Genomic DNA, 24,140 nt, shown 5'->3' on the forward strand with positions numbered 1-24,140 from the left:
GGCGCATGTAGCCGCCCGTCGTCATGCGGGCCGCTCCGGCCCGCTCGGCGATCTCCGCGGCCTCCGCGGCGTTGACGCGGACGCCGATCGTGCGGCTGCGAAGTTCGGCCTCGGGCTTCCGGGGACGGGGCATGTCGGGCGGCCTCCTTTGGTGGCGCGCGGAAGTGTCGTTCAGGGGGCTCGGGGGCATCCCCCGACCAGAGTAAACGTGAAGCGTTTACACATCTGGCTCCTCAACCAACCGCAGAAACCAGCGCCCCCGTGGCGCGTCCGCCCGAAAGCCGGCCGGGGCGCCAACTCTGGACGACGCGCGCCGTCGCCGCGAAGTTTCATTCGCGCAGATCGTGCAGTCCATCGAACGAGAGGAATCGAACGATGGCACGCACGAGAAAAGGCCGCCGGAGCTACGGCGCCGGCGAGTGGGGCCGGAACAGGGTCAGGGTGTTTCCAGACCCGAAGACCGGCCTGTTCCAGGTCGAGTGGCGCGAGAACGGGCGGAGGCTCACCCGGTCGCTCGGACACCGCGACTGGGCGAGGGCGAAACGGCAGGCGGACGAGTTCGCTGCCGGGTTCGCCGCCCCGGACCTGAACGGCGAGGCGGAAGCCGAGCCGGAGCCGCTCACCCTGGAGATGCTCTTTGACATCTACGGTGAAGAGGTGACGCCCTCCAAGAGGCGGAAGTCTTGGCAACGGGACAGAGCCGCGATGGCGATGTTCCTCAAGTTCTTCGGCAGGGACCGAAGGCCGGAGACCCTATCCCAGCGTGATTGGGACCGGTTCATCAGGGAGCGCCGCGCGGGAACAGTCGGTCCCAGTGGTCGGCCGGTGGGCAACCGGACGATCGAAGCGGACCTGACGTTCCTGATGGCGGTGCTCAACTGGGCGGCGAGATCGAGGGACGAGCAGGGCCGCCTGCTGCTGGACAGGAACCCGCTCAAGGGCCTCCGGAAGCCCGTCGAGAAGAACCCCACCCGGGTTGTTCTCACCGAAGAGGAGTACCGAGCGCTGCTCGGGGTCTCGAAGCGGTTGGACTGGCGGTTTCATGTCGCGCTCGTGCTCGCGCACGAAACGGGGCACCGGATCGGCGCGGTTCGCAACCTGCTGTGGTCCGATGTGGACTTCGAGGGCGAAACTATCCGCTGGCGCGCGCAGCACGAGAAGACGGGCTACGAGCACACAACGCCCTTGACCGAAGAGGCGTTGGCCGCCTTGGAGGAGGCGCGAAGGCGCAACCCCGCTGGCGCGGACGCGCCGGTCATGCCCGCGACCCGGAATCCCTCGGAGTGCGTGGGCTTCCCGCAGACGCGCTTCTGGTGGAAGCGGGCGGAGCGGCTCGCGGGACTGGAGCCGAAGCGCGGAAGGGGCTGGCACTCGCTGAGGCGGAAGTTCGCCAGCGACCTGATGGACCTGCCCCTCAAGGTGCTCTGCGAGCTCGGAGGCTGGAAGGCTGCCAAGACGGTGCTGCGCTGCTATCAGCAGCCCGACGAGGCCCAACTCAGGCAGGCAATCAGGAGCCGCCGCAGGCCGCAGGCTGAAATCCACTCGGCGGGAACCGAACGGCGGGAAATCGCCCGCAGAATCCCGTAACTTCAATGGATCAAAACAGATCCGCACGGGACGGCAAATGCTGGCCCAACTTCTGTTCTCCGTCGTCATGGCCGGCGCCATGCTCTGGCTCTTCGTGGGCTTCGCGTCAGCCGAAATGGCCGATGTGTCGGGCGGTTTCGACGAGTTCGTGCGCCGCGCGTGGACCTTCTACGCCATCGGCATCGTGTGGGGCGTCGGCACCTTCGCCTGGCTCGTGGTGAACGCGATCGAGGTTCCAAAACTCATCGCGGAGCACAACGTCCAACTCCACGCCCGCCTCTTCGGCACCGAGTAACCCCACCCGCCGTTCGGGTCAGTTGTCGTTCCAGCGGCGGATTGCCAGGCAGGCGTTGTGCCCGCCGAAGGCAAACGAGTTCGAGAGGGCGACCGGGACGGGGCGCCGGATGGGACCGCCGTGGGCGTATTCGAGATCGCACTCGGGGTCCGCCTCCTCGAAGTTGATCGTGGGCGGGATGACGCCGTGCCTGCAGACCATCATGGAGATCACGGCCTCGATGGCCCCGGCAGCCCCCAGCGGGTGACCCGTCATCGACTTCGTCGCGCCCACCACCGTGGATCGCGCGTGCTCGCCCAGCACTTCCTTGATCGCCTTCGTCTCGGCGGCGTCCCCGACCGGCGTTGCGGTCCCGTTCGCGTTGATGTAGCCGATGTCGCCGGGTGCGAGGCCGGCGTCTTCGATCGCCTGCTGCATGGCCAGCCGGGCGCCGACGCCATCTGGAGCGGGGGCCGTCATGTGATAGGCGTCCGCGCTCTGCCCGAAACCGACGATCTCCCCCAGAATTCGCGCATCCCGCGCCCTCGCGTGCTCCAGTTCCTCGAGAATCAGCATCCCCGAGCCTTCCCCCAGCACGAAGCCGTCGCGCCGTGCGTCGAAGGGACGGCAGGCCTTCTCCGGGTCGTCGTTGCGCGTCGACATCGACCCCATCGACGCGAAGCCCGCGACCGCGAGCGGAGTGATGGCGGACTCCGTGCCCCCAGCGATCATCACATCCGTCTCCCCCCTCCGGATCGAGCGGAAGGCGAGGCCGAGCGAGTGGCCGCTCGACGCGCAGGCGGACACGGTCGCGTAGTTCGGGCCGCGCGCCCCGTACACGATGGACAGGAGTCCGACCGTCATGTCCGGGATGAACATCGGGATCAGCAGGGGGGAGACGAATCGAGGTCCCTTCGACAGCAGCTTCCTGTGCTGCGCCTCCAGCAACGGGAGACCGCCGACCGCGACGCCGACAACGACCCCCGTCCGATCCGGAGGCAGGTGGGCGAGCCCGTCGCCGAACCCGGCCTGTTCCATGGCCTGGGAGCCCGCGGCAATGGCGAGCTGCAGAAACCGGTCCGCGCGGCGCGCTCCCTTCCGATCCAGGTACTGCAGCGGGTCGAAGCCCTTCACCTCGCAGGCGAAGCGGACGGCCTGACCGGACGGGTCGAAGAGCGTGATCGGACCCGCACCGCTCACGCCGCGTAGCAGCGCGTCCCAGGTGGAATCCACGTCGAGACCGATGGGCGTGACCATCCCGACGCCCGTGATGACGACACGCCTCGGTGGATCGGTGTGGATCAAGCGGATGCTCCTCCCGCCATTCTCGTTCGGCCTCCGGACGGAAGGATCCCGTCATCGAATCGTGGGATCGACTTCGTTCCGCCCCTCACCCCGCGTTGGGGGGAGATAATACGGCGGCCCCGAAGACCGGACATGGGGGAGCTCTGGTCGGGGCAGTCAAGTCGCGGCCCAGGGGTCCACGATTTCGATACCCATGCCCTCGAAGTCACGAACGTTGCGCGTCGCTACCGCCATGTGGCGGGATGCCGCGATCGCCGCGATCTGGCAGTCCGCCGGCGCAACGGGGCGCCCGGAGGAGCGGCGCTTGGCCGCAATGTGGCCGTACGCGCGAGCGGCATCGCTGTCGAAGGGTAGCACCCGGTCTTCGAAGGCGTCCCGGAGCATCGTCTCGACGTCGAACAACAGCGTGTCGCGGCGACGACCCGCCGCGAGGATCGCCACGCCGTAGCGTAGCTCCGCTTCGCTCACCGCCGAAAAGAACAAGTCCTCGACGAGATGGCCCGAGGCCCAGGCTGCGACGGCGGGCTCGGGCGACCTTCGAATCAGTTCGGAGACGACGTTGGTGTCGAGCAGCGTGGCCATGGCCCTGGAGATTACTCGAAGGAAGGCGGCTCGCGCCCTGACTCCCGCGGCGGCAACTCCAGATCCACGCCGTTCGTCGGCCCGAAGTGGGAACGAATGATGCTCGTGAGATCCTTGGATTTCGGTGCAGGCCCGACGGCCTTGCGCAGGATCTGCCTCACCTCTTCTTCCATCGAACGGCCGTTGCCCGCCGCGCGCACGCGCAGGCGGGTCCGTATATCGTCGTCAAGGTTACGGATGGTAATGTTCGCCAAGCTCGATGCCTCCTTATGGAGACAAGAGTAACAAGCTGCTAGCGTTGCTAGCAACCCGACGGCGACCCTTGTTGTCGATCTGGCTTCCCCACGTTCCGCGGGACTCGCCGAGCTCGCTCCCTTTCGGTCGCTCGGTTCGAACCCACGTGGGCTTACGCCCTACTTCTAAACGGAGGGGGTGGGATTTGAACCCACGTGGGCTTACGCCCGCCGGTTTTCAAGACCGGTGCATTCAGCCGCTCTGCCACCCCTCCGGGTGTGGCCCGGAAACTGTCCCGGTGACGGGGGCCGATCAAGGTGACGGAGCGCTTCAGGTGTCGGGGGCGAGGGTGATTCGGTATCGGACCACGCGTTGGATGCCGAGGTCGTCCCGGCTGACGGCCCACACGTCGTTGCCGTCGAACACGGGGAAGGGGTTGGAGGAGAAGTCTTCGGGCGGATTCACGGCTCCCAGGTAGGTTCCGTCGGCTTCGAACACATCGAAGCGGAGCGGAGACCGCCACACGAAGGGGGTGGAGAGCGGACTGTCCGGGTCGTGGTCCTCGTTCTCGACCTCCTGAGCCTCGGTGGCGACCCGCACCCATACGCGGCCGTCCCGTCCGGGGTAGAGCCCGGTGAAGGGCGGCTTCGTGTCAGGGATGGACGGTCCGTCCCACGTCCAGCCCGGGACGGTCATCCCGATGCCGCGCTCGGTCTGGGCGCGAGCCTGATCCGCCTCGCGGGGGAAGACGCGGGCGGGCTCGTGCGTTCGCTCGATTCGGAGGACGCCATCCGGAACCTCGAGGTCGACTGCATAACTGGACGAGATTCCGCTGGCGAAGTGTCCGCTGGGGTGGACGACCCAGATCGCCCGTGGCGCGAACGGGACTCCGTATGTCGCCATGGCGCCGTTCCTCTCCCCCGTGACGGTCTCGGCCTCGAAGTCGCCGTGCGGCGGCGCCAACGTGTCGCGGGGCGTTCCATCGGGATCGAAGACGGCCAGCAGGTCGCGACCGAAACCGGTCGCATCGGACAGGTCGCGGGCCGCCACGTACGTCCTGCCGCGGTCATCCGTCCAGAGCGGACGGTTCGAATAGAAGGCCGGGATATAGGGCCACTCTTCCAGGGACTCTTCTTCGGGGCCGTAGACCTGCAGGCGCGCATTGCCCGGATCGCGCACGACGACCCGCCGGTCGGGGAGCAGGGCCATCGCCTCGGGCCGCTCCAACTCGCCGGGGCCCTGTCCGGGCCCTCCCAGGGTCCGCACGTGGCCGCCCTCCGGGTCGAATACGCGGACTTCCCGGGCCTGCTGATCGAACACGTAGACGTTGCGGTCGTCATCCACCGCGATGGACCCGATGCGGCCGAAGAGATATTCGTCCGGGCCCTCCACCTCGCCGATCGACAGCTCCGGAACGAGCGTCGCGTCCCCGCCCCACACGCTCCCCGAAAGGGTGCGAACGACCACCGTGTCGCCGATCCTGTCGGTCACCACCTGCGGGCCGCGCGCGACCTCCGAGCCGGTGCCGCAGGCGGCGAATGCCACCGAGAGTACGGCCACCCATGAATCTCTCATCGCTCACCTCCTGGCCGGACGCGCGAGAGCGCCCCCTCGGACGCGTGAGGGCGCTCCCCGTAGAAACTACCGCTCGAGGATAGGTTGTCCGACGCTGCGGCGACCAGCACCTTCGAGCTTCGAAAGAATGGCCTCAGGATCGGCGGCGCCTCCGCGGGCGGGCGCGCGAAGGGAGAGAAGCGATGACGAGGATCGGACGGTTCCGGGTCGGATTGGCGGGGCTCGTGGCAGTCGCGGCGATGGCCGTCTCTTACGGCGGTGTGCAGGCGCAGGAGTCCTGGCTCGTCGGCACGTGGGAGGCCACGGCGGAGACCCCCAGCATGCCGGGAGCCCCCACCATCTCCATGACCTGGACGATCGAGGCGGCGGAAGACGGAACGTTGACGGGAAGCTGGACCGGCGACGCGGCGGGACAGAGCTACACCCGGGACATGTCCGACATCTCGGTCGAGGGAGACGGCTTCGGATTCACCGTGCGCATCGAGGATCAGGGGCAAACGGGAGAGTTCATCTTCGAGGGCACGATGGCGGAGGGCGAGGTCAGCGGCACCTTCGAGGTCCGCCCGGAAGGAATGCCGGCCGTGATCACGGGAACCTTCTCCGGCGCCCGGGCCGAGGGAGACGGCGCCTGACGCCAGCAGGCCCGCGCATGACGCCAGCAGCCCGCGGCGGAAAAAAGCGGGCGACCGGTCTCGAACCGGCGACCTTCAGCTTGGGAAGCTGACGCTCTACCAACTGAGCTACGCCCGCGCGCTGCCGTGTGCTGTCGCTGCCGTGTGCTGCAATGGGGCGGGAGGGACTTGAACCCCCGACTTCTGCGATGTGAACGCAGCGCTCTGGCCAGCTGAGCTACCGCCCCGGACAGTCCCCTCAAAGGGCCAGCGATGTTACGGGGAAGCCCTGTCCCCTGTCAAAGCTGCGGGCGGTCGGCGTGGGGCCCTCGGCGGACCTCCCGGCGGTCAGTTCCGCCAGGGCGTGAGCAGCTTCAGGAAGGCGTCGGTGTTGTCCTGCACGAACTCGCGGACGCTCTTCTCGGTGTTCGCCCGCGTGGAGATGTAGCACTGCTGGCACGCGTTCTGCTTCGTGAACTTCTCCAGCATGTCCTCCTGCCGGTCGAAGTACGCCATCACCATCGCGCACGGCGTGAGCCTGCCGTCCGGGTTGATGACGAGGAAGCGGCGTCCCGCCTGACACCCGGGGATCCCTCCCTCCGTCAGAAACCGGTGGAATTTCCACAGCACGCGCGGCGTCGTGTAGACCGGATACCCGGCGTTGCGGAGGTCGATGACCTCCTGCAGGCTCTCCGCCAGCCCATCCAGCCCATCCCCCTCGATGAGCCCGTCCCGGTCCTGCACGCGCAGGTGCGTGTAGACGGAGAAGTTGATCGGCACGCCCCAGTCCTTCGCCACGCGCACCATGTCTCCGATGTCCCGGTAGTTCCACGCGGTGATGCACACGTTGAGCAGGATGTCGTCCGTGTCCGCGCTCTGGCGGCGGATCTCGGGCACCACGCGGCCCATGCGGTCGAACAGGCCCGGGATGCGGCGGAACTCGTCGTGCCGTTCGTCGGGGAAGTCGAGCGAGGTGGACAACTGGTGCATCCCGCTGTCCTTGAGACGGAAGAAGCGTTCCGGCGTGAGGTTCGACGCGTTCGTGACCACGATCATCCAGGGCAGCCCGCCCTTGTTCGTCATCGCGTCGACGATGTCGTACACGTCTCCGCGCGCGAGCGGTTCCCCTCCGGAGGCGTGCGACACGACGGGCCGAAGCTCCCGGCAGATCGCCGCGTACTCCGCGGCCCCGAGGCGCTCCTCCTTGATCGGTCCGCCCCAGTTGCAGTGCCAGCAGTTCGCCGTGCACGCGTGCGTGATCTCGAACGAGACGGAGAGCGGCTTGTTCTGAATCCGGTTCCGGATGCCCCGCGCGAGCATGCGTGCGGCCATGGCTCCGGAGATGTTCGGCATCCGCTCAACCCTGCCCAGTGTCTGCCTGGTGCCTCGCCTTCCAACGCTTGACCCCCTCGGGGATGGCCTTCACGAGGTACATCGCGAAGACCACGGCGACGCATGCGATCAGCACCCAGTTCGGGATCGGAATCGTGGCTCCGAGGAAAGCGAGAAGGTAATAGCGGGGAAAACGGGCGACCACCAGCGCCGCGACCCACTTCCACATGGGGTACTGGATGGAGAATGCCAGGAACTTGAAGGGGAAGAAGGGGATGGGCGCGAAGCCGGTCGCCACGATGGTGGCGAAGGGCCACCTCATGAACCAGGAGATCGCCTTCCGGTAGAACCTCTTGCGCTTGTAGGCCCGGATGTTCTGCAGGTTCAGGAGGGGGACGAAGACAAGGTGGTCCATGATCCCCGCAATCGCCGTGCCCAGCGTGGCCCACGCCGCGGCGAGCCACAGGTCCGCGACCTTCCCGAAGTAGATGAGGACGGGCTCGTGGGGGAAGACGGAGATCGCCGTGTTGGCCGGGATGGAGTAGAAGGCGAGATACAGATAACTGTCGGATTGGAAGTCGCGCAGGAGGAGGATCGACGTCGTGAGGCCGATCGCGATCATCAGCCCGCCGCAGATCCAGACCGCGGGCCCGAGGTGCGTCCGGCCCTCCGCCTCGGACGCGCCGCCGGCCTCGCCACCGACCCTGTCGATCTGGTCCTGCCCCAAAACCGCTCTCCACCGTAGCTTTGTGTCCCGCGGCATGGCCGTTTCCCGCTGAAACTACCGTCACCCGGCCCGCGGTGCCCCGGACGGGGCGCGCGAAAGAGGAGGATTCGATCGGCGACCAGCGCATCGACACCCGGATGGACTGCCCGGAGTGCGGCGCTTCCGTGGGGCGATCCGATCAGACCTGCCAGAAGTGCGGCGCGCCGTTGTCGTTCGCACCCGATGAGGTCGGCGTGCACTGCGCGGTCTGCGGCGACGCGATCGGCGCCTACACCGAGACCTGCCCCGGCTGCGGCGAGACGGGCTATCCGGCGCTCCGTCCGCGCCGCGGGCGCAAGTGGAAGGGTTCGCGCCCGGAGGGTCTGACCCGGACGTGACCCACGGCCGCGCACGGCTCGACCGGACATGCATCGTCCTCCACGAGCCGCAGGATGTCGTCAACATCGCGCTCGTGATCCGCGCGATGAAGAATATGGGCCTGTCGCGTCTCCGGCTTGTAAACCCCGCGGAGTTCGATGCCTGGCGCATCACCGGGATCGCGCACGACACCGAGGATGTTGTGGAACGCATCCGCATCTTCGACGACCTCCCCTCCGCCGTCGCCGATGCGAGTTACGTGCTCGGCGCAACCGCCCGCCGGCGTTCCACCCGGCACGAGTGGTGGAGTCCCGAGGCCGCCGCGACGGAGTTTGCCGGCCCCGTCGGCGGGCGCGAGGGGAGACTCGCCGTCGTGTTCGGCCGCGAAGACCGGGGTCTCTCCAACGAGGCGCTCGACCTCTGTCACGGACTCGTGTGCATCCCCACGAACCCGGACCACACGTCGATGAACCTCGCCCACGCGGCCGTCATCATCCTGTACGAACTGCGGAAGGCCGCGCTGGGCCCGGCCGACTGGGAAGCTCGCGACTTGGCGGGCAAGCGGCGGCGCCGGACGCCGCCGGCCCTGCACGGCGAACTGGAGGAGTTCTTCGATATCTGGGAACGGGCGATGGAGGAGGCGGGCCTCTTCCACGGCATCGACCCGGCGCCGAAGATGCGGAGTTTCCGGAACATCTTTCAGCGCGCGGACCTCGACCGGCGCGAACTCGGCCTCATCCTCGCGGTGGCGTACGAGGTGCTGAACTTCGCCCGGAGAGAGAAGAAGCGCGCCCGCGAGCGCGCGGAGGCGGAAGCAGAAGCGGAAGCCTAGCCCGCAGTCCGAGCTAGATCCGCTGGCGCAGCTTCGAGACGAGTTCCTCGTTCGAGTCGGTCTGCCGCATGAGCCCGAGGACTTCCTGCATGGCTTCGACCGGCGGGTAGGTGCTGAGTTCGCGCCGCATCGCCTGCGCGACGAGGAGTTCGTCGTCGTTCATCAGGCGTTCCTCCCGCCGCGTCGCGCTGGAGTTGAGATCGATCGCGGGGAAAATCCGGCGGTCCGAAATATCCCGGTCGAGGACGAGTTCGCTGTTCCCCGTCCCCTTGAACTCCTCGAAGATCACCTGGTCCATCCGCGAGCCGGTGTCGACGAGCGCCGTCGCGACGATCGTGAGCGAGCCGCCGCCCTTGCTCTCCGGGACGCAGCGCGCGCTGCCGAAGAAGCGCTTCGGCTTCTCGAGGGAGTTCGCGTCGATGCCGCCCGTGAGCGTGCGTCCGCTTCCCTCCTCCGTCGTGTTGTACGCGCGCGCCAGCCGCGTGATCGAATCGAGGATGAGGACGACGTCCTGTCCCATCTCCGCGAGGCGCCGCGCGCGCTCGAGCGTGATCTCGGCGACCTGCACGTGGCGTTCGGCCCGGTGGTCGAAGCTCGAGGCGGTGACCTCGCCGAGTCCCGTCGCCTCCATCTCCGTCACTTCCTCCGGACGCTCGTCAACGAGGAGGATGAGGATCGTGGAATCGGGGTGGTTCTTCGAGATGCCCTCGGCGATCGCCTGCAGAACCATCGTCTTGCCGGCCTTGGCGGGCGCGACGATGAGCGACCGCTGGCCCATCCCCATGGGGCAGATGAGATCGATGATCCGGTTCGTGTAGTCGGGCTGGCCGCGGCGCTCGAGCCCGCACTCCAACCGCAGACGCCGATCCGGGTGCATCGCGCTCAGGCGGTCGAACTGCCGGCGCCGTCCGAGCTGGTCCGGGGGGTGGCCGTTGACGGTGTGGAGGTGCCGGAGCGGGGGGCTCTTGCCGGGCCGGGGAGGGCGGCCGGCCTGGCCGCAGATCTCGTCTCCCGTCCGCAGATCGTAGCGGGAAACGATCTTCGGGCTCACGTAGATGTCGTCGTCGCTCGGGGTATACCCGGCGTGCTGGCGGCGGATGAACCCCGTGCCGTTGCCGAGCCGCTCGATGAGGCCCAGGTAGCCGTCCTTCGGACCCTCCGGAACCTCGGCGGCCGTATCCTGCTGGCTGGGCCGCTGCTGGCGGGACCCCTGTCCTCCCCGGTTGCGGCGACCGCGCGAACGGCGCCGACGGTTGCGACCCTTTCCGCCGCGGCCGCCGGATCCCTTGCCGGATCCCTTGGCCCGGCCTCTGGGCTGCCCCTTGCCGCCGGGCTGTCCTCCGCCCCCTCGCGGGGAGCCGCCGCGGGGCTGTGATGTGTTGTTCGTCAATGCACCAACTCTTTAGTTGTACTCCGCGAAGCCGGACCGGATTCGCGACTTCGAGACTCCCCGGGGCCGAATCGACCGCGCCGGGAAACGGGGGTTGGGGATCCCCCCGGAATCGGTTGAATGTGGGGCGCATCCGGGGCTCGCGCCAGTTCCGGGAGTTCCCGGCGCGCGCTGGCGTAGCCGGCGGATCGAGATCCTGTATATTCCGGGCGCTCCGTTCGGCACGAACGCGACGGGAACGCGACGGGCCGGGGGAGCGCCTTCGACGTGTGCCTTATGAATCTCATCACAGAAGAACTCCGGAGTGAAATAGAATGATGAAGCGATCCACACTATCGGCCCTCGGCGCGGTCGCCCTCTTCGGATGCGGCGGCGGCGAGAGCGACCAGCCATCACCCGCGCCGGCGCCGGCCCCCGCCGCCGCCACGGAGGCCGCCGCCGCGGCTTCGGGGCCCATGGCCGTGGACTGGATCTCGGTGGACGACGGCGCGCGCACCGTGACGATCGATCTCGTCGCGGGCTCGACGGACGCGAACAACCGCTGGAACTTCAACGGCTACGCAAACGGCGAGGCCACGGTCGTCGTGCCTGTCGGATACGCCGTCACCGTCAACTTCGAGAATCGGGATCCGGTCAACTACCACAGCTTCAGCGTCCTCCAGCGAGCCGCGAGCTACCCCGCGGTTTTCGACGACGCCACGCCCGTCTTCGAGGGCGCGGTCACCTCGAACGCGACTTCGATGACGGAGGCCACAGCGCCCGGCGGCGGCACCGAGAGCATCAGCTTCACGGCTTCCGCGGCCGGCGGGTACGCGCTCGTGTGCCCCGTTCCGGCCCACGCCGTCACGGGAATGTGGATCGGGTTCGACGTATCCGATTCGGGCGAGTCCGGGTTGCGGAGCTAGTTCGAGGGGGAACCGGCCGCGTATGGAGACGATCCGGAAGGTGCTGCTGTGGGCTTCCACGAACCGGTGGCTCTCACAGCGCCTGCCGGAGCGTCGGTTCGTGCGGCGCGCGGTGCGCAAGTTCATGCCGGGCGAGACGCTGGAGGACGCGCTCGGCGAGGCCGCCCATCTGCGGGATGAAGGCGTTCCCACCCTCGTCACCACGCTGGGCGAGAACGTCGAGACCGCCGAGGAGACGCGCGAATCCGTCGCCGAGTACGTGCGGGCCATGGACCTGGCGGAGGAGATGGGGCTCGACCTGGAGGTCTCGATCAAGCCCACCCACCTCGGACTAGACCAGGACCCGGAACTCGCGGTCGAGAACGTGGCGGAACTCGCCTCGCGCGCGGAGGGCCGGAGCACGCTCTGGATCGACATGGAGGGGTCGTTCTACACGGAGGCGACGCTCTCCCTCTACCGCGCGGTCCGGCGTCGGCATGTGAACGTCGGACTCTGCATCCAGTCCTACCTCAGGCGGACCGCGGACGACCTCGAATCGCTCATGGAATTCGGCCCCCGCATCCGGCTCGTGAAGGGGGCGTACGCGGAACCGGCCGAGATCGCCTTTCCGGACAAGCGGGATGTGGACGAGGGCTACCTCGCCCTCGCGCGGCGCCTCATCGACCACCTGGGGGACGGGCGAGATGGATTCCTCGGGCTCGGGACGCACGACCCGGCGATGATCGGGCCGCTCTCGGCGGAGGCAGCGGCGGCGGGTCTCGACGGCGGCCGGTTCGAGATCGAAATGCTGTACGGCATCGGACGGCGCGAGCAGCGGAAGCTCGTGCGCGACGGGATCCCGCTGCGGGTGCTGATCAGCTACGGGGGGGCGTGGTTCCCGTGGTACATGCGCCGGCTGGCCGAGCGGCCCGCGAACGTGTGGTTCGTGGTCCGCAGCATGTTCCGCTAGGAGCGGTGGCCGTGGCCGAGCAACCCGGAGTCGACGCGGTCTTCGCACCGGATACCCTCGCGGGCCGCACCGCGTTGATCACGGGCGGCGGGAGCGGCATCGGGTACGGGATCGCCGAATGCCTGGCAGCGGCCGGCGCCTCCGTGGGCGTGTTCAGCCGCAACGAGGAGCGCGTCGTGCGGGCGGCGGAGCGCCTCGCCGCGGCCCACGGGGTGCGGACGCTCCCGACGGTCGGGGACGTGCGCGAACCGGCGGCGCTCGAAGCCGCGGTGCGCGAGACGCGGGACGCGCTGGGGTCCATCGACATCCTCGTGAACAACGCTGCGGGCAACTTCTACGCGCCGACGGCCGAGCTGTCGCCGAACGGCTGGCGCGCCGTGGTGGAGATCGACCTGTTCGGCACCTTCCACGCCTGTCGCGCCGTGTACCCCGTCATGGCCGAGCAGGGGTACGGACGCATCGTGTCGATCTCGATGACGCTGTACTACCGGGGCTGGCCGCTCATGGCCCACGCGACGGCGGCCAAGGCCGGGGTGGACGCTCTCACGCGTACGCTCGCCATCGAGTGGGCGCGGGATGGGATCAATGTGAACTCCATTGCGCCGGGCCCCATCCCGACCGAGGGCGTGAAGAAGGCGTTCGAGGCTCCCCCGAGCGAGGAAGTCGACATGTTCGGCGCTCGCTCGGGCGCCGGGTTCGCCGAGCGTTTCATCCCCGCCGGCCGGCTGGGGCACCCGCACGACATCGGGCAGATGATCACCTTCCTGTGCTCCCCGGCTGGAGACTGGATCACGGGCTCGGTGATCGTCGTCGACGGCGGCGAGTCGCTCGTGAGCCCCCGCACCGTTCCCGCCGGACGCTCGGAACGCTGAGGCGCAGACCTCAGACCGCGGTCGGCAGGTCGGCCGGCACTGCGGCCGTCAGCCGCCCGGCGCGCCCCCGCAGGCGCGCGCGGAAGCGATCACCGGGGCTCGCGGCACCGAGAAGTTCGACCCGCAGGTAATCGCCCGTCACGCCGGCGACGCGGTCGTCCCGGCCCTCCACGACGATGTCGGCCATCGTGCCTGTGCGCGTTTCCGAATAGGCCCGGCCCTTGAGGAGGCCGATGTCCCGCAGCGTTCGCGAGCGGGCCGCCGCTACGTCGCCGGGTACCCGGTCCGGAAGACTCGCCGCCACGGTTCCGTCCCGGACGGAATAGGGGAACACGTGCAGGTAGGTGTAGGGCAACTCTTCCACGAGCGCCCGCGTCTCCTCGAATTCCTTCTCCCCCTCTCCCGGGAATCCAACGATGATGTCCGCGCCGAGACCCAGCGCGCCGGAATCGACCGCGCCCAGGCGCTCGGCGATCGCGAGGACGCGGGCGCGATACGCCTCCCGCGTGTGCCAGCGGCGCATGAGGCGAAGCACCCTGTCGGACCCGCTCTGAAGCGGGACGTGGAGGTGGGGCGCCAACTGTCCGTCCGCTGCCGCGAGCAGATCCACGAGCCGGTCGTCGATTTCCGTCGCCTCGATGGAGGAGAGGCGGAAGCGTGCGGGGACGTCCTCGAGCAGCCGTTCGCACAGCGTCGCGAGGCTGGCGGGGGGGCGGGGGCCATCGGGCCGGGAGTCGGTACCGAGATCCTTCCCGTAGTGGCCGATGTGGATTCCGGTGATCACGAGTTCCGGGTGCGCGCGGGCGAGGGTCGCGGCTTCGGCCACGACCTCGTCGACCGGGCGCGACACCGAGGCGCCGCGGGCGATCCGGGTCGCGCAGAACGAGCACTTCCGGTCGCACCCATCCTGGACCTTGAGCCAGGCGCGGGTGCCGCGCGCATTCCGCTGCAATGGGGCGAACGATCCCTCCGGAACGCCCGCGGTGACCGGATCGGCCTCGGCGAAGTCTCCCAGTTGCGGTACGAGTCGCGCGACCGCGGACGGGTCGTGTCCGGGCACGACGCCATCCACCTCTTCCAGCGCGCGGTACTCGGCTTCACGGAAGGAGGTCGAACATCCGGCGACGACGATGCGGAGATCCGGACGCTGGCGGCGCAGTCGGCGCACGAGGCGCCTCGCGTTCGCGTCCGCCTGGTTCGTTACGGTGCACGTGTTGATCACGGCGACATCCGCCGCCTCGGCGTGGAGCGCGGTCTCCGCGCCGCGGAGTTCCAACTCCTGGCGGATTCGTTCGGTATCGTACTGGTTCGCCTTGCACCCGAAGGTGTGGAACCAGACGGAAGGCTTGTCGTTCACGTCGCTCACGAGGCCGAGCCGTGTCGCTCGGGAGGGGGTTCGCACGTTCTCTCTTGTAAGATCGGTGCAGCACGAATGAGACGCTACGTGTCGGGTGGACTGCACCCCGCTCCGATGTATCTTTCCCAGAGGTTTCTTATCCGGCCGAAGGCAAGTACGGATCGCGCGCGGACCCGGCAGTCGTCGCGCGGCCCGGCACAACGGCCATGGAGGAATGCAAGATGTGGTGCGTGAAACAGAAGCGATACGCAATCTTCGCCATCGTGGCGATCGGGCTGTCACTCGCGGCCTGCGGTGAAGACGACCCCGTGATTCCGGAGCCCATGTTCGACAGCCCCTCTACCCTACGCGTGGTCAACCGGCTGCTCGGCCCCGTGATTTACGTCTTCGCGCGTCCCTGCGGGTCATCCGACTGGGGCGCGGATCTTTTCGGCACCAACCATCCCGTCGAGGGGACGATCCAGCCCGGCGGCCAGCGGGACTTTACGGTCGAGGCCGGCTGCTACGACTTCCGAGCCGTGCACCTGGAGACGACCGAGCCGGGGCCTCAGCTCGAGAAGATGCTCTTCAACCAGGCGGCGTCGCCGGTCACGCCGGTGGTCTGGACGCTCGAGGACGACCCCGTAGACCCAAGCTGATCCGGAGCCCCGGGACGTTCCGGTCCGGCGCGAGAGGGGCGTCGCGGGGGCAACCCCGTTGACGCCCCTCCTCATGCCCGGGAATTATCCGACGCATGGATCGCGTCCAACACTGAAGTCCGGCCCGGAATGAGGGCGGAGGGACTGTTATGAGGCAGCAGCTCGTCCAGGTGGCGGAAGACATGGGGGCCAAGGGCAAGGGGATCCTCGCGGCCGATGAGAGCTCCGGTACGATCCGGAAGAGGTTCGACGGCATCGGCGTCGAATCGACCGAGGAGAACCGGCGTGACTACCGGGAACTGCTCTTCCGGACCAGCGATGCGCTGAGCGAGTGCATCTCGGGCGTCATCCTCTTCGACGAGACGCTGCGACAGTCGGCGGCGGACGGCACGCCGCTCGTCCAGCTTCTCTCCGATGCCGGATCGATCCCGGGGATCAAGATCGACAAGGGGGCGCATGATCTCGCGGGGGCGCCGGGCGAGAAGGTGACCGAAGGACTCGACGGGCTGCGCGAGCGGCTGGCCGAGTACTACGAACTCGGCGCCCGCTTCACGAAGTGGCGCGCCGTCATCGACATCGGACGCGGCGGAGACCGCTCCATCCCGAGCGCCTACTGCATCGGGGCGAACGCCCACGCGCTCGCCCGGATGGCGGCGCTCAGCCAGGAGCAGGGACTCGTGCCGATCGTGGAGCCGGAAGTGCTGATGGACGGCGACCACGACATCGACCGGTGCTTCGAGGCGACCGAAGCCACGCTCAAGCAGGTGTACATGGCCCTCTTCCACCAGCGGGTGCTCCTGGAGGGCTCGGTCCTTAAGCCCAACATGGTGCTGTCGGGCAAGCTCTGCGCCGATCAGGCGGGGGTCGCGGAGGTGGCGGAGAAGACGGTGCGCTGCCTGAAGCGCGCGGTTCCCTCGTCGGTCCCAAGCATCGTCTTTCTGTCGGGAGGGCAGTCGGACATCGAGGCCACCGCCCACCTGAACGCGATGAACGCGGGGTTCGATACGCCGTGGAACCTCAGCTTCTCGTACGGGCGCGCGCTGCAGGCCGCTCCGCTGCAGGCCTGGGGGGGCACGGCGGACAACGGGCCGGCCGCGCAGGCGGCGTTCGCGCACCGCGCGCGCATGAACGGCCTCGCGACGCGCGGCAAGTGGTCGATGGAGTTGGAGCGGGCGGCAGCCTGAGCGCTGCGGCGGGGGACCGGGCGCGCAGCCGGGGTCAGATCGCCCGCCGAATCTCTCGCATCGCCTTTCCGAAAGCGGATCGGATCTCGGTCAGGCCCGCCATCGAGCCACGCTCCACGCGTCGTTCCCCTCCGACGTACACGGCCTCGATGTCGCGTTCATCGCCCGCCACGAGCCACGCGTCCATGACGGTCTCCCAATCGTGCCCCAGGGTGTGCGGGCCCTCCCGGTCGAGGACAACGAAGTCAGCCCGGTAGCCGGGTTCGATTCGCCCAAGCCGCATCGGCGCCCCGGCGCCGCCCGTCCGGCCGGGCCGGCCCGCCACAGCCTCGCCCCCACCCTCGGCCAACCATGACCAGACGACCGGACCCGCGCCCGCTTCGGTAGCCAGACGCGCCCTTCGGCGATCCCGCAGCCGTTGCCCATATTCGAGTTGCCTCGCCTCCTCGATCGCGGAGATGCGGACGTTCGCGTCGGAGCCCACTGCGACCGCGCCACCGGCAAGAAAGTGCTCGCGGGCGGGAAAGATGCCGTCCCCAAGGTGGGCTTCCGTGATCGGACACAGAACGACCCTCGCCCCAGCGCTCCGGAGCCGGGAACGCTCCGCCTCCGTGGCGTGCGTCGCATGCACGAGACTCCAGCGCGCGCCCAGGTCGACCGTGCCCGCGAGGAGATCGATCGGTGTGCGGCCTCGAGCCGCGAGACACTCCTCGACCTCGAGTTCCTGCTCGCTGACGTGGATGTGCAGCGGCGCCTCGGGGCCCAGCGTCGCGTCGACCGCCGCCACGAGTTCCGCGAGGTCGGCCGGGGGCACGGCGCGGAGTGAGTGGGGCGCCACCCCGGCCACCGCCGGGCCCAGTGCCTCGACGGCGGCCATGAAGTCGTCCACCGAATCGTGTGCGAAGCGTCGCTGTCCCGCGTGCGGCGCGGCCCCGTCGAAGCCGGCGGTCCTGTAGTAGACGGGCAGAAGGCTGATGGGAAGGCCTACCTCGGCAGCCGCCGCGAGCACGGCCTCGGTTGTTTCGGGCCCGCGCGCGCCGTTCGGACCATGATGCAGGTAGTGGAACTCGACTACGTGAGTGAAGCCTGTGCGCAGCATGCGGGCATACCCGTGCCGCGCGGTGTCGAACAGTTGCGCGGGGGTGATCGAGTTGGCCAGCCGGTACATGGCTCGGCGCCAACTCCAGAAGGAGTCGTCCCCTCGCGCCTCCTCGCCGAAGCCGGCCAGTGCGCACTGGAAGATGTGCGAGTGCGCGTTCGGCATGCCGGGAACCGCGAGTCCCCCGTCGTAGGTGACCCCGCCGTCGCGAACCGCGCGGATGGCGCGGATCGTCCCGTCCGGAGCGACCTCGACCGACCGGTCCCGCTCGAGTCCTCCGGGGCCCAGGATCGCGCGAAACCTCAGCGTGCGGCTCTTGGTACTCACAGTTCCGACAATACGCGGCGGTCGGTCGGGGCGGGTAGCCCACCGATACATCATCCGCCCTCTGCGCGTTATCTCTTAGGATCTTCGGAGATGCTTCAATATCGATCTCCCGGGAGTTGTCCCGGCGTGCTCCGTTGCGCCGGACATGCCCTCGGCATTGAGGAGAATCGCCTTGAGTCGCCTTGTCGGCGTTGTGTTGATCGGCCTTCTCGCGGGCCTCGCGGCCCATCCGTCCGTCGTCTCCGCCCAGGGGGTCACGACCGCCGGCGTGGCGGGGCGCGTGATCGACGCCGACGGAGCGCCGGTGGCCGGGGCCCGGGTCGAGTTCCGCCACACCCGGACCGGCGCCACCCACACGGTACTGAGCGACGAGTTGGGCCGTTTCAGCCTCGCCAATCTTCGGCCCGGCGGGCCGTACACGCTGGACGTCGCTCGCATCGGACTGACCCCGGTGACGCGGGACGGCCTGACGCTCATCGCCGGACAGCGGCTGCGGCTCGAGGTTCAACTCTCCGAGACGGCGGTTCCCCTGCCCGAACTCTCCGTCCGGGTCGAGACGGATCCGGAGTTCGACCCCACCCGCATGGGCTCGACGACCGTCGTCGACCGCGAGACCCTGGAGACGCTCCCCACGATCTCGAGGGACTTCACGGGATTCGCCCGACTCTCCCCGCTCGTGGCGGTGGACGAGATGGGCACCTCCGTGGCCGGATCGAACATCCGCTTCAACAACATCCAGGTGGACGGCGCCCTCAATCAGGACGTCTTCGGCCTCTCGCCCACCGGGGTGGCTGGCGGACAGGCGCGGGGGCGGGTCATCCCGCTCGCGGCGATCGAGGAGCTCCAGGTGCTCACGGCGCCGTACGACGTCCGCCAGTCCGGGTTTACCGGCGGCGTCCTCAACGCCGTGACCCGGACGGGGTCCAACGAGTTCGGTGGATCGGCGTTCGGATTCTTCCGCAACGACGCGCTGGTCGGCGATGCGCTGATCGGCGGCCACCTGCGGGAGCCCGGTGAGCTGGACAACGTGTTCGCGGGCTTCGATGTCGGCGGTCCCATCGTGCGCGACCGGCTGCACTTCTTTGTCGCCGGAGAGGTCGAGGGCCGCGAGCGGCCGCCCGATGGGTTCACGGTGGGCGTGGACGACATCGTCCGGACGAAGCTCGACCCGGATTCCATAGGGCGCGTCTCGAGACTTCTCAGGGGCTACGGCGCGGATGCCGGTGAAGCGGGCCTGTACACGCTGGAGAACAATCTGGCGAACGTGTTCGCACGCTTCGACGCGCGTCCCGACGCCAACAACTCCCTCATGCTGCGCTACAACTTCGCCTACGCGGCGGACGATCCCGCGACCAACCGCCTGCCGGGCGACGTGTACGAAATGTCGTCCACCGGCACTCGAATCGAGTCGCGCAACCAGTCGATCGGCGCGCAATGGCTGTCCGCGCCGAGCCCCACACTGTCGAACGACCTCATGGTGAACGTGCAATTCCTGCGCGATCGGGAAACGGCGAACGCGCTCTTCCCGCGCGTCGAGGTCCGACTCCAAGGGGGCGTCCCCGGGGCCGGGTTCCGGAGGGAAGTGCGGGCGGGTTCGAACTATTCGGGCCCGGACGGCGAACTCGATCAGAACATCCTGCAGATCTCGAACGCGCTGACCCTGGTTCTCGGGAACCACCACATTACCCTGGGCGGCGGGTTCGAACGGTTTTCGATCCGTCGCGAGTATCTGCCCGGAAGCCTCGGCAGCTACTACTTCAACTCGGCCGAAGACCTGGAGGCGAACACGCCGAGCGAGTATGTGATCCACGTCCCTCTCGCGGAGGACGCGGGCGCCGCGCGGTTTTCGGTGAACCAGCTCTCCGCCTTCGTCCAGGAGGAGGCGCGGATCGGCGACCGGTTGAACGTGCGGCTCGGCGTGCGCATGGACGTGCCTCTGATGCCGGACGCGCCGGCCCACAATCCGGCGGTGGAGAGTTCGTTCGGCCTCGATACGAGCAAGCTGCCGAGCGGGACCGTCATGTTCTCGCCGCGGGCCGGTTTCAACCTGGGTCTCGGCGCGGACCGCGGCACGCAGATCCGGGGCGGGATGGGGCTGTTCACCGGGCGGCCGCCGTTCGCGTGGCTGGCGAACGCGTATCAGAACACGGGTCTCTCCTCCGTCTTCCTGACGTGCCGGCGGCGGAATCTCGGGGTTCCCGATCCGGAGATCGTTCCGACCTTCGATCCGCGGGCCCCATCCCCGACGGCATGCGCCGATGGATCGGGGGGCGACTTCGGCGTTCCCACCGTGACGGCCTTCGACCCCGACTTCCGGTTCCCCCGCGACTTCAAGGCCTCGTTCGGGATCGACCAGCGCCTGCCGGCGGGATTCGTGTTGTCGCTCGAGGGGATCTACACGCGCGCCGTGAACCAGATCGCGTTCGAGGACATGAATATCGGACCCGCCATCCCCGATAGTGAACGTACGGAGGAGAACGGATTCACGTACGGATTCGGGTACGGGACCCGCCAGGTGTTCGGCGACCCGGGGGACGGCAGCGAGTTCGTCGACCCGCCTCCCGGAGAGCCGCCGGACGCCCGGGAGCCGATTTTCATTCCGCGGCGGGTGGACGAGGCGTTCGCGCAGGTCATCAGGATCGGCGACCGGGCGCGGAACTTCTCGTACGCGGTGAGCGCCCGGCTGCGCAAGCAGTTCGGGGACCGGCTATCGGTGGATGTCGGATACGCGTATAACCGCTCTTCGGATGTGCAGAGCCTCGCTTCGCTCGACGCGATCGCAAACTACGGATTCACGGCGGTCTCGGGCGATCCGAACGACCCGCTGCGCCAGGCTTCACTCTTCGACCGGCCGCATCGGCTCGTGGCGAGCGCGACGGCCGCCCTGCCCCGGATGCTGGGAGGCGGGAGGCTGTCGCTGCTGTACGTAGGGCAGTCCGGCAGGCCGTACTCCTACGTCTACGCCGACGACATCAACGGCGACACCTATCCCGGATTCGGTCGGGCTCTCGACCTCGCCAACGATCTGATCTACGTGACGGCGGGCGGATTCGACTTCCCCGGAGGAGGGCAGGCCCCGATCAGCGGAATCCTGTTCGAGCAGCTCATGTTGCAGGAACCCTGCCTCCTGGAGAACCGGCGGCGGATCCTGAACCGGAACGCGTGCCGGACGCCGTGGTCGAATGAACTTGATCTCCGGTTCAGCCAGCCTTTCCGACTGGGGGGGGCGGAAGTGGCGCTGACGCTCGACGTACTCAACGTCCTGAACCTGGTCGACAGCGCGTGGGGGCATGTCCAGACCGTGAACCCGATCGTAAAACTGCTCAGCGTCGAAGACCGTATCGAAGACGACTTCGACCTGACCAACATGACGCCCGAACCGGACGACCCGCTCCGGGCGCGCTACGCGGGCCCCCTCCAGTTCGGAGACACCGGCGGTGTCCGCGCCGCAGTTCCCTACCTGCCGCAGATCGGCGCCTCACAGTGGCAGGCCCAGTTCGGCATCGGCATCCGCTTCCGATAGCTGTAGTGCCAAGGAGGTTGGTGGCCAGCACTGCGCGGAGGCCCTCGAAGCAGGCACGGCGTCCAGTTCGCGCGTGCCGGCCGGCGGAGGTCTGGGCGGCCCAGCCAGAAATGGGCGCGACCCGAGATGCCGGGGGGCATCGTTGGAAGTTGCTGTGAAGCTTTAGGCCGATTCAAGATCGGATTCTGAATTGGCTTAAGCCGATGCAGGGTACCGAAACTCACTGGAGGAGGCGTCGCACAGACAGTCTCACCGAACCACGCGGAGACGCACCACATATTGCACGTCCAGCGCGCCCTTCGTGACGGCCGTGATGGTGCCCGCGCCGAAGATAGGGAACGGCTCCGGTTCAATCGGAACAGGCGACACGAGCTTCCCCCGATAGATGCCCTGCGGATCGAACACCTCCCACGCCCGGATCGGGCGTTCGCCGGTATCGACCCAGATCCAGCCGTCCGCGCCCACATCGATCTCTTCAAGGGCCGGCTTTCGTTGGGGGAGCCGCGCTTCGTCGAGCCCGGTAGCCACCGCCAGACTGTCCCGCTCGCGCCCTTCCAGCCTGGGTGCCGGCCTCCGCAGGGTCACCGTGCGGAGCGTGTCTCCCGCATAGGTGATTTCGTGGAGGTCGAAGGTCGCTTCGTTCGCCAGCCAGACCTCTCCGTCCCGATCCACCGTGAACTCGATGTCCGGCGAGTGGGGGATGGGTGATCGCGCGCTCATTCGGAGACCGGCTTCCCGGAACGTGGACGCATAGTACTCGCGTTCTACCTCCGGTATCGGGAACGCGTCCACTGCCGTGAGCCCGGAACCCGGAGCGTACCTGTCTATCCGCCGCTCACCGGGATTCCAGATGTGCAGGCCGCCGCCCTCGTCGACCCACATCGGCCAAGGCAGGCTGGCGCCCATCGACCGTCCCAGGGAGTGCGTTTCCAGTGCGACCCCGAGCGTATCGAAGACGGTGAGCCTATTGCGGAGCGCATCCAGACCCCAGACGTACCCCGGTTCCCGCCAGGCGATGCCCGCGAGCATGGCGAACTCCCCCGGCCCGTCGCCGGCTCCTCCGAACATCCGAAGACACTCTCCCTCCCGCGAGAACATGCGGATCTCGTTCGTTTGGGCGTCCGCCGCGTAGATCCGGCCCGCATCGTCGACGGCAAGCGAATAAACGTCGCCGAAGGCGGAGCAGTCGTCATCGAGGGATCCGACGCGTAGTTCCTCCACGAGAGATGGGGCGGGGCCCCGGCTGATCGAGTCCGGATTGGAGATGACGATCCGGCCGTTGGGCAGCGTGTCGACCCGGACGCCCGGCGCGGGTATCTCCTGCGCCGAGGAACCGGAAGCTGCCAGAATCAGAATAGCGGGGAAGAATCCGATTGAAGAGGCTGATCCGTGTCGTCGCATCCATGCTCACCAGGGCCGGTGGTGCCTATGTGCTCGCCTGCCCTTCCGCACCGCGGCGGCGGGTGTTCGCCCGGACCCCGGGACGGAGAGGACGCCAGCGCTGTCGCCCGATCCGACAGTTACGCCGGGCCGGCGGTTGTCCTACCTTCTCCCACCTCCAAACTGCCGTGCAGTCGGTCGCGCGGCCATCATCACGATCAGGAGCCCGGCATCATGCGATCCCACAAATCAGAGGGCCTTCACGTAGGCGCAATCATCCTGCTTCTCACCTCGGCATTGTCCGATTCGGCGGCGGCGCAGACTCATGCGGGCGGCCTGAACCATGCCGCCGGGGCCCCGATCATCGGCTTCGGGGCGGCGGCGGCCGTTTCCGGCGAAGAGATCTTCGTCTCGCGGCCGGGCGAGTTCGCGGCGTTCCCGATGCCGGGCTCCGAACCCGGCAGCGTGCACATATTCGGACGCGGCGGGGACGGCTGGGTGGAGGTCGCCGCGATACCGGCGCCGAGCGGAGTGTACGGAGACGGTTTCGGGGAGGCACTCGCCGTCGAGGGCGACATCCTCGTGGTGGGCGCGCCGAAGGAGAACGAGAGCCGGGGCGCCGCCTACGTCTTCGTCCGCGAAGGCACCATGTGGAGCTCCCGGGAGCGGCTGGAGGCCCCGGACGCGATGCCGGGGGACGCCTTCGGGTCCTCCGTGGCGGTGGGGGCCGGCGGGCAGTTCGGCGTCATCGGCGCGCCGGGCCGTGGCACGAGCGGTTCGGTGTTCGCCTACGTCCAGTCCGACATGGGGCTCACGTCCGTCGAACTCACGGGGTCCGATGCCCCGGCGGACGCCCGGTTCGGAGCCGCCGTCAGCGTCGAGGGCGACCTGGCCCTCGTGGGCGCACCCGGGCCGTTCGCGCTCAGCCAGTTCACGCCTCCCGCGCCACCTCAGGCAGGGACCGGTTACCTGTTCCGCCGGAGCGGGACCGACTGGACCGAGGTCGCCCGCCTAACACCGGCCGGGGGCATGGTGGCCGGCCTGTCCGCGGTGCTCATGGGCGGAGAGGCGTACCTCGGCTCTCCTCTCGCCAACCAGGC

Annotated in this window: 22 protein-coding genes and 3 tRNA genes; 12 read left to right on the top strand and 13 right to left on the bottom strand. The window is 68.4% G+C overall.

The genetic code is table 11. The features are described 5' to 3' along the window. The first annotated feature begins 375 nt into the window (after nucleotides 1-375). Nucleotides 376-1,587: a tyrosine-type recombinase/integrase gene (locus OXN85_04000; GenBank protein MCY3599122.1), complete on the top strand. Its 1,212-nt coding sequence runs from the start codon at nucleotides 376-378 to the stop codon at nucleotides 1,585-1,587. A gap of 37 nt (nucleotides 1,588-1,624) precedes the next feature. Further along, complete coding sequence (locus OXN85_04005) at nucleotides 1,625-1,882, top strand: hypothetical protein (GenBank protein ID MCY3599123.1); 258 nt, start codon at nucleotides 1,625-1,627, stop codon at nucleotides 1,880-1,882. Nucleotides 1,883-1,900: 18 nt separating this feature from the next. On the opposite strand, the gene fabF is transcribed toward OXN85_04005, so the two are convergent. From fabF to OXN85_04030, 5 genes are all read right to left on the bottom strand, one after another. After that, nucleotides 1,901-3,166: a beta-ketoacyl-ACP synthase II gene (gene fabF, locus OXN85_04010; GenBank protein MCY3599124.1), complete on the bottom strand. Its 1,266-nt coding sequence runs from the start codon at nucleotides 3,164-3,166 to the stop codon at nucleotides 1,901-1,903. Nucleotides 3,167-3,322: 156 nt separating this feature from the next. After that, complete coding sequence (locus OXN85_04015) at nucleotides 3,323-3,748, bottom strand: type II toxin-antitoxin system VapC family toxin (protein ID MCY3599125.1); 426 nt, start codon at nucleotides 3,746-3,748, stop codon at nucleotides 3,323-3,325. An 11-nt stretch (nucleotides 3,749-3,759) separates the two neighbouring features. Next, complete coding sequence (locus tag OXN85_04020) at nucleotides 3,760-4,002, bottom strand: plasmid stabilization protein (protein ID MCY3599126.1); 243 nt, start codon at nucleotides 4,000-4,002, stop codon at nucleotides 3,760-3,762. 170 nt (nucleotides 4,003-4,172) lie between these two features. Next, nucleotides 4,173-4,256, bottom strand: a tRNA-Ser gene (locus OXN85_04025). A 56-nt stretch (nucleotides 4,257-4,312) separates the two neighbouring features. Continuing rightward, the gene (locus OXN85_04030; GenBank protein ID MCY3599127.1) at nucleotides 4,313-5,557 is read right to left on the bottom strand and encodes a 6-bladed beta-propeller; all 1,245 of its coding nucleotides are present in this window, start codon (nucleotides 5,555-5,557) and stop codon (nucleotides 4,313-4,315) included. Between the two features lie 182 nt (nucleotides 5,558-5,739). Here OXN85_04030 and OXN85_04035 point away from each other — a divergent pair, with 182 nt between their 5' ends. Next, entirely contained in the window at nucleotides 5,740-6,189 is a 450-nt protein-coding gene (locus OXN85_04035) for a hypothetical protein (GenBank protein MCY3599128.1), read from the top strand. Nucleotides 6,190-6,234: 45 nt separating this feature from the next. On the opposite strand, the gene OXN85_04040 is transcribed toward OXN85_04035, so the two are convergent. The 4 genes from OXN85_04040 to OXN85_04055 all read right to left on the bottom strand — a co-directional run bounded on the left by OXN85_04040 (nucleotide 6,235) and on the right by OXN85_04055 (nucleotide 8,263). Then, a tRNA-Gly gene (locus OXN85_04040) sits at nucleotides 6,235-6,307 on the bottom strand. 35 nt (nucleotides 6,308-6,342) lie between these two features. Beyond that, a tRNA-Val gene (locus OXN85_04045) sits at nucleotides 6,343-6,416 on the bottom strand. A 100-nt stretch (nucleotides 6,417-6,516) separates the two neighbouring features. Then, nucleotides 6,517-7,521 carry a radical SAM protein gene (locus tag OXN85_04050; protein MCY3599129.1) on the bottom strand — a complete coding sequence of 335 codons (1,005 nt, stop codon included), beginning with the start codon at nucleotides 7,519-7,521 and terminating at the stop codon, nucleotides 6,517-6,519. Nucleotides 7,522-7,525: 4 nt separating this feature from the next. Continuing rightward, entirely contained in the window at nucleotides 7,526-8,263 is a 738-nt protein-coding gene (locus OXN85_04055; protein ID MCY3599130.1) for a hypothetical protein, read from the bottom strand. 101 nt (nucleotides 8,264-8,364) lie between these two features. Between OXN85_04055 and OXN85_04060 the strand changes: the two genes are divergently transcribed. Beyond that, a complete protein-coding gene (locus OXN85_04060) occupies nucleotides 8,365-8,604 on the top strand; it encodes a zinc ribbon domain-containing protein (GenBank protein MCY3599131.1) in 240 nt (79 codons plus the stop codon). Next, nucleotides 8,601-9,416 (top strand): TrmJ/YjtD family RNA methyltransferase, encoded by an 816-nt coding sequence (locus tag OXN85_04065; protein ID MCY3599132.1) that lies wholly within the window; start codon nucleotides 8,601-8,603, stop codon nucleotides 9,414-9,416. The genes OXN85_04060 and OXN85_04065 overlap by 4 nt, the downstream gene beginning before the upstream one ends. 13 nt (nucleotides 9,417-9,429) lie before the next feature. On the opposite strand, the gene rho is transcribed toward OXN85_04065, so the two are convergent. Then, entirely contained in the window at nucleotides 9,430-10,806 is a 1,377-nt protein-coding gene (rho, locus tag OXN85_04070) for a transcription termination factor Rho (GenBank protein MCY3599133.1), read from the bottom strand. Between the two features lie 314 nt (nucleotides 10,807-11,120). Between rho and OXN85_04075 the strand changes: the two genes are divergently transcribed. Genes OXN85_04075 through OXN85_04085 form a run of 3 tightly spaced genes read left to right on the top strand, consistent with a single transcriptional unit; the run spans nucleotide 11,121 to nucleotide 13,532 of the window. Beyond that, nucleotides 11,121-11,711: a sulfocyanin-like copper-binding protein gene (locus OXN85_04075; GenBank protein ID MCY3599134.1), complete on the top strand. Its 591-nt coding sequence runs from the start codon at nucleotides 11,121-11,123 to the stop codon at nucleotides 11,709-11,711. A gap of 22 nt (nucleotides 11,712-11,733) precedes the next feature. Then, the gene (locus OXN85_04080) at nucleotides 11,734-12,660 is read left to right on the top strand and encodes a proline dehydrogenase family protein (protein ID MCY3599135.1); all 927 of its coding nucleotides are present in this window, start codon (nucleotides 11,734-11,736) and stop codon (nucleotides 12,658-12,660) included. A gap of 11 nt (nucleotides 12,661-12,671) precedes the next feature. Beyond that, entirely contained in the window at nucleotides 12,672-13,532 is an 861-nt protein-coding gene (locus OXN85_04085; GenBank protein MCY3599136.1) for an SDR family oxidoreductase, read from the top strand. A 10-nt stretch (nucleotides 13,533-13,542) separates the two neighbouring features. Here the strand turns inward: OXN85_04085 and OXN85_04090 are convergent, their stop codons facing one another. Next, the gene (locus OXN85_04090) at nucleotides 13,543-14,934 is read right to left on the bottom strand and encodes a MiaB/RimO family radical SAM methylthiotransferase (protein ID MCY3599137.1); all 1,392 of its coding nucleotides are present in this window, start codon (nucleotides 14,932-14,934) and stop codon (nucleotides 13,543-13,545) included. Nucleotides 14,935-15,119: 185 nt separating this feature from the next. On the opposite strand from OXN85_04090, the gene OXN85_04095 reads away from it, so the two are divergent. Together OXN85_04095 and OXN85_04100 are read left to right on the top strand one after the other, a co-directional pair. Continuing rightward, entirely contained in the window at nucleotides 15,120-15,527 is a 408-nt protein-coding gene (locus tag OXN85_04095; protein MCY3599138.1) for a hypothetical protein, read from the top strand. Nucleotides 15,528-15,676: 149 nt separating this feature from the next. Beyond that, complete coding sequence (locus tag OXN85_04100; GenBank protein MCY3599139.1) at nucleotides 15,677-16,711, top strand: fructose-bisphosphate aldolase class I; 1,035 nt, start codon at nucleotides 15,677-15,679, stop codon at nucleotides 16,709-16,711. Between the two features lie 34 nt (nucleotides 16,712-16,745). Here OXN85_04100 and hutF read toward each other — a convergent pair whose 3' ends face one another. Further along, complete coding sequence (gene hutF, locus OXN85_04105) at nucleotides 16,746-18,137, bottom strand: formimidoylglutamate deiminase (protein MCY3599140.1); 1,392 nt, start codon at nucleotides 18,135-18,137, stop codon at nucleotides 16,746-16,748. A 172-nt stretch (nucleotides 18,138-18,309) separates the two neighbouring features. Between hutF and OXN85_04110 the strand changes: the two genes are divergently transcribed. Next, on the top strand, nucleotides 18,310-21,660 hold the full coding sequence (locus OXN85_04110; GenBank protein MCY3599141.1) for a carboxypeptidase regulatory-like domain-containing protein: 3,351 nt from the start codon (nucleotides 18,310-18,312) through the stop codon (nucleotides 21,658-21,660). Nucleotides 21,661-21,909: 249 nt separating this feature from the next. Here the strand turns inward: OXN85_04110 and OXN85_04115 are convergent, their stop codons facing one another. Further along, nucleotides 21,910-23,061, bottom strand: coding sequence for a 6-bladed beta-propeller (locus tag OXN85_04115; protein ID MCY3599142.1), 1,152 nt, complete (start codon nucleotides 23,059-23,061; stop codon nucleotides 21,910-21,912). A gap of 213 nt (nucleotides 23,062-23,274) precedes the next feature. Here OXN85_04115 and OXN85_04120 point away from each other — a divergent pair. Beyond that, on the top strand, nucleotides 23,275-24,140 hold an 866-nt coding region (locus OXN85_04120), incomplete at its 3' end, for a hypothetical protein (GenBank protein MCY3599143.1).

Origin of the sequence: Candidatus Palauibacter australiensis (assembly GCA_026705295.1) — a bacterium.
GTDB lineage: Bacteria > Gemmatimonadota > Gemmatimonadetes > Palauibacterales > Palauibacteraceae > Palauibacter > Palauibacter australiensis.

What these genes read in the sequence shown, in the direction of transcription:
- OXN85_04080 (MCY3599135.1), top strand. Translation starts at nt 11,734, where the DNA reads ATGGAGACGATCCGGAAGGTGCTGCTGTGGGCTTCCACGAACCGGTGG.
- OXN85_04005 (MCY3599123.1), top strand. Translation starts at nt 1,625, where the DNA reads ATGCTGGCCCAACTTCTGTTCTCCGTCGTCATGGCCGGCGCCATGCTC.
- OXN85_04015 (MCY3599125.1), bottom strand. Translation starts at nt 3,748, where the DNA reads ATGGCCACGCTGCTCGACACCAACGTCGTCTCCGAACTGATTCGAAGG.
- OXN85_04115 (MCY3599142.1), bottom strand. Translation starts at nt 23,061, where the DNA reads ATGCGACGACACGGATCAGCCTCTTCAATCGGATTCTTCCCCGCTATT.
- OXN85_04075 (MCY3599134.1), top strand. Translation starts at nt 11,121, where the DNA reads ATGATGAAGCGATCCACACTATCGGCCCTCGGCGCGGTCGCCCTCTTC.
- OXN85_04060 (MCY3599131.1), top strand. Translation starts at nt 8,365, where the DNA reads ATGGACTGCCCGGAGTGCGGCGCTTCCGTGGGGCGATCCGATCAGACC.
- OXN85_04050 (MCY3599129.1), bottom strand. Translation starts at nt 7,521, where the DNA reads ATGCCGAACATCTCCGGAGCCATGGCCGCACGCATGCTCGCGCGGGGC.
- OXN85_04055 (MCY3599130.1), bottom strand. Translation starts at nt 8,263, where the DNA reads ATGCCGCGGGACACAAAGCTACGGTGGAGAGCGGTTTTGGGGCAGGAC.
- OXN85_04035 (MCY3599128.1), top strand. Translation starts at nt 5,740, where the DNA reads ATGACGAGGATCGGACGGTTCCGGGTCGGATTGGCGGGGCTCGTGGCA.
- OXN85_04100 (MCY3599139.1), top strand. Translation starts at nt 15,677, where the DNA reads ATGAGGCAGCAGCTCGTCCAGGTGGCGGAAGACATGGGGGCCAAGGGC.
- OXN85_04030 (MCY3599127.1), bottom strand. Translation starts at nt 5,557, where the DNA reads ATGAGAGATTCATGGGTGGCCGTACTCTCGGTGGCATTCGCCGCCTGC.
- OXN85_04000 (MCY3599122.1), top strand. Translation starts at nt 376, where the DNA reads ATGGCACGCACGAGAAAAGGCCGCCGGAGCTACGGCGCCGGCGAGTGG.